2 protein-coding genes are annotated in these 2,849 nt (G+C 41.6%); both read left to right on the forward strand.

Annotated elements, in window-relative coordinates; genetic code table 11:
• Positions 1 to 160 precede the first annotated feature (160 nt).
• Positions 161 to 1,153 carry a MobV family relaxase gene (gene mobV, locus E2K74_RS14320; RefSeq protein ID WP_161982812.1) on the forward strand — a complete coding sequence of 331 codons (993 nt, stop codon included), beginning with the start codon at positions 161 to 163 and terminating at the stop codon, positions 1,151 to 1,153.
• Positions 1,154 to 1,728: 575 nt separating this feature from the next.
• A complete protein-coding gene (locus tag E2K74_RS14325; protein WP_161982814.1) occupies positions 1,729 to 2,709 on the forward strand; it encodes a replication initiation protein in 981 nt (326 codons plus the stop codon).
• The last annotated feature ends 140 nt before the right edge of the window (positions 2,710 to 2,849 follow it).

A 2,849-nucleotide genomic window follows, 5' to 3' on the forward strand; every position in this document is an offset into this window, starting at 1 on the left:
GTTAAGGTCTTGCGGGGTCGAGGGGGTATCCCCATCGCTCAAGGAACAATTGAAAAACCGTAGGTTTAAAATTGTGTAGTGAGTACACAATTCGCTTCGCTATTGTTTTGACCTGTGGCACACTGGACAAAACTAGCGATAGAATGGTGTCCGGTATCTGATGGCTTACGCAATTTTAAGAACAGCAAAACTTAAAACTTTCGGCAATATTGGCGGTTCTTTGGCCCACAACTACCGCACGAGAGAAACGTTAAATGCAGATGATCAACGCTCCCATTTAAACAAGCATGACATTGCAACGGCTGAAGAAGTTAAACAAGCAATTCAAAATAGATTACCTGAGAAGGTTCGCTCTAATGGTGTGCTTTGCATTGAATATTTTATTGGTGCTAGCCCCGAATATTTTACGGAATCAGGTGATATAGACGGATCTCAATATTTTGAGACTGCAAAAAAATGGCTTGAAGACAAACACGGTAAAGAAAACGTAATCACTACTTCCGTGCATTTGGATGAAACTAGCCCGCACCTGGTCGCGTATGTCGTTCCTATAGACCAGGATACAGGCAGGCTAAACGCTCGAAAGTTTTTAGGGGGTCGTGCCACATTATCGGCAATGCAGACTGATTTCGCCAAGACAGTGAAGCATCACGGCCTAAGCCGTGGCGTAGAAGGCAGTAAGGCCACACATACAACCGTTCAAGAGTATTACGCCAATATCAACAGGTTTGAGCCAAAACCGGAAATTGTTGCACCTAAACCAAAATGGTACGAAACATCGAATATGTACGCTGAGCGTCTACAGAGTGAAATCGTAAGCCAGCTAAACCCTAAATTTACAGAACTTAGCGCAAAGGCTGCGACTGCTGAATTAGCAAAAAAAGAGGCCAAAGAAGCTAAAGAAACGGTTTTAGATTACAGAGATCGTTTTCAACCAATCATCAATGCCCTAGAGCCTTTAGAACAATCTGAACGGCAGCAATTAGTTGATGCAATGAAAATAGAAAGCACCAAAATCCAAGTTAAAAAGGAACTTGAAAAACAAGCTGAAATTGAAGCTAAACAAGCAAGAATTGCAGCTGCAAAAAATAAAAGATTATTTTCTAAAGCTCGGACTTTGAAATCTAAAAAATCTAACGGTCAAGGTTATTAATTTTTTCTTTTTGGTGTTTTAAAAATAATAAGACACCAAAAGGAAGTAACAAAGCGAGTGTCTACGAGCGATATAACGAAAGTTCGCCTACTCCCCCCTCTGAAAAACCGTTTTTAACCCACTTAAACGCTCGTTATAGCTCGATTAGATGCAAACCTATGCTTAGGGACCTCGCGAAGCGAGAAAAGAGCTTCTGAGCGAAGCGAAGGCATAGTCGCTTTTGCTTTTGGAATTACTCTCCATCAATTGATAAAAACAGCCCCTCAGACTGAGCAAAGCGAAGTCACAACGTCCGAGCTTTAGCGAGGGCATAGGGCTGTTTTCATAAAAAATTCTCTTTTTATATTATTTTAAAGATTTTAAAGATTTTACGCCCTCTGAAAGCATTGATATGAGCGAGTCCTAGAGCTTAACTATGGACGGATTCCTCCTCAACTATGGACGGATTCCTCCTCAACTATGGACGGATTCCTCCATTAACTATGGACGGATTCCTCCTAAAAAAACCAACTATTGACAAGTTCATACTAGTCCATCAATATGAAAGTACAAACCTGTCAGTAGTTGAAAAGGGAATGACTAAAAATAATCTGATTGTGAAATCGAACCAAGTAATTGAAGCGTCTTACACACTATCAACGCTTGAACAGCGTTTAATCCTCAGTGCAATTGCTCAGGTGCCAAAAGGTGAAGCGGTAACAGATGCAGTGCTTTACTCCCTTTCTATTAAAGATGTGGTTAAGCTTGGCGGTGACGTAAAGGTACTTAATTCAGAGTTTAAGGAAGCCGTAAACCGCTTGTATGATCGTTCTATTGTCCTTAGAGATATGGATGAATCAACGTCATTTCGATGGATTCAACAGAAAAGAGAAACTAAAGACGGTGTGTTCTCTATCCGCTTCTCAGCCCCAATTTTACCCTTCCTATCCAACCTTAAAACAGAGTTCACTAAGTACTTAGAATCCGACATTGTGGGTATGACAAGTCCTTATGCTATTCGCGTCTATGAGTTGATGATGCAGTACCGTAGCATTGGAAAACGTCAGATAAGCCTTGAGGATCTACGCTGGATGTTCCAGCTCCAAAACAAATATCCAGTTTGGGCTGATCTGAAAAAGCGTGTGATTGACCAAGCCGTCAAAGAAATCAATGAATATAGCCCTTATAAGTTGACTGTTGAACCAAAGAAAACAGGTCGTAAGATCACGAGCCTTGTTCTGAAATTCCAAGAGAAAAAGTCCCTACAAGCATTAAACGAGAGAACTAATACCTCAAACTATGGAGGGATTCCTGCAACTTCAAAGGCCGATACTAAGAGCATTACCGGCATCGGTTCGGTTACCAACGCCACGATGCAGAAAAATACCAATACTTTAGCGCATCGGGTCAGTCGTATTATTCAGGTGCTTACCATAGATAAAGAGCTGCAAAAACGCTTTCAACGTCCTGATGAAACAGTGATGCAAATGGGCCAGCGTATCCGTCAGGACAATACATCCGAGGATAGTGTGGCTAACCTTGAATCTAAGCTTGAAGAATTTGGTGTTGTCTTCTAACTTTTGCAAGACCGTTAAGGTCTTGCGGGGTCGAGGGGGTATCCCCATCGCTCAAGGAACAATTGAAAAACCGTAGGTTTAAAATTGTGTAGTGAGTACACAATTCGCTTCGCTATTGTTTTGACCTGTGGCACACTGGA

It is taken from the genome of Acinetobacter sp. RF15B (assembly GCF_007558235.1).
Lineage (GTDB): Bacteria > Pseudomonadota > Gammaproteobacteria > Pseudomonadales > Moraxellaceae > Acinetobacter > Acinetobacter lwoffii_C.

Excerpts from the sequence above, each read along its gene's own strand:
- mobV (WP_161982812.1), top strand. The coding sequence starts at position 161 with ATGGCTTACGCAATTTTAAGAACAGCAAAACTTAAAACTTTCGGCAAT.
- E2K74_RS14325 (WP_161982814.1), top strand. The coding sequence starts at position 1,729 with ATGACTAAAAATAATCTGATTGTGAAATCGAACCAAGTAATTGAAGCG.